Origin of the sequence: Agromyces binzhouensis, from assembly GCF_004135055.1 — a bacterium.
In the GTDB taxonomy this organism is placed as follows: Bacteria; Actinomycetota; Actinomycetes; order Actinomycetales; family Microbacteriaceae; genus Agromyces; species Agromyces binzhouensis.
On sequence record NZ_SDPL01000659.1, the window covers coordinates 1 to 1,085 of the forward strand.

Annotated in this window: 1 protein-coding gene; it reads right to left on the bottom strand. The window is 76.0% G+C overall.

Going from position 1 to position 1,085, the window contains the following annotated elements:
* Window positions 1–1,085 (bottom strand): RNA polymerase sigma factor (locus ESO86_RS17440; protein ID WP_129236011.1); only part of this gene is annotated, 1,085 nt, incomplete at both ends.

A 1,085-nucleotide genomic window follows, 5' to 3' on the forward strand; every position in this document is an offset into this window, starting at 1 on the left:
CGATCGCGTCGCGGTAGCGGGAGGCCGCGGCATCCGCCTCGCCCTGCCGGCGCAGCAGGTCGGCCTGGGCCGCCGGCAGGAGGTGGTAGCCGTCGAGCCGGCCGGATGCCTCGAGCAGGGCGAGATCGTCGAGGCCCGCCTGCGGCCCGAACGCCATGCCGCGCGCGATCGCGCGGTTGAGCGTCACGAAGGGCGAGTCGGCGAACATCGCCAGCGCGTCGTAGCGGGCGACGATCGCGGGCCAGTCCGTCTCGTCGGCGGTGCGCGCCTGCGCGTGGACGGCCTGGATCTCCGCCTGCAGGCGGTACGGCCCGGCAGGGGCGGGACCTGCGCCTCCCGCCGGTGTCGCGGTCGCGAGCAGCGCGAGGCCCTCGCCGATCTCGGCGGCGTCCCACGTCGCGCGATCCTGTTCGGGCAGCGGCACGAGGTCGCCGCCGGTGTCGATGCGCGCCGCGGAGCGCGCGTGCTGGAGCAGCATGAGCGCGAGCAGCGCCCGCGCCTCGTCGGCGTCGGGCAGCAGCCCCACGAGGAGCCGGGTGAGCCGGATGGCCTCGACGGCGAGGTCGAGGCGCTGGAGGTCGTCGCCGTGCGAGGCGAGGTAGCCCTCGTTGGCGATCAGGTAGAGCACCGCCAGCACCCCGTCGAGGCGCTCGGGGAGCAGGTCGGCGGTCGGCACGCGGTACGGGATGCCGGCGTTCCGGATCTTGCGCTTCGCGCGCGAGATGCGCTGCCCCATGGTCGCCTCGGGCACGTGGAACGCGCGCGCGATCTCACCGGTGTCGAGGCCGCCGACCGTGCGGAGCGTCAGCGCGACGCGCGACTCCATGGGGAGCGAGGGGTGCGCGCACGTGAACACGAGGCGCAGCCGGTCGTCCCAGGCGGGCTCGTCGTCGGCGACGACGTCCGCCGGGTCGGGCGGGCCGTCGGCACCCCCGGAGGCGTCCTGCATCGCGATCCACTCCCTGACCTTGTCGGCCTCGACGCCGCGCCGACGCAGCCGATCGAGCGCGAGGTTGCGGGCCGCGGTCGTGAGCCACGCACCCGGGTTCCGCGGCACGCCGTCGCGCGGCCAGGTCAGCGCCGCG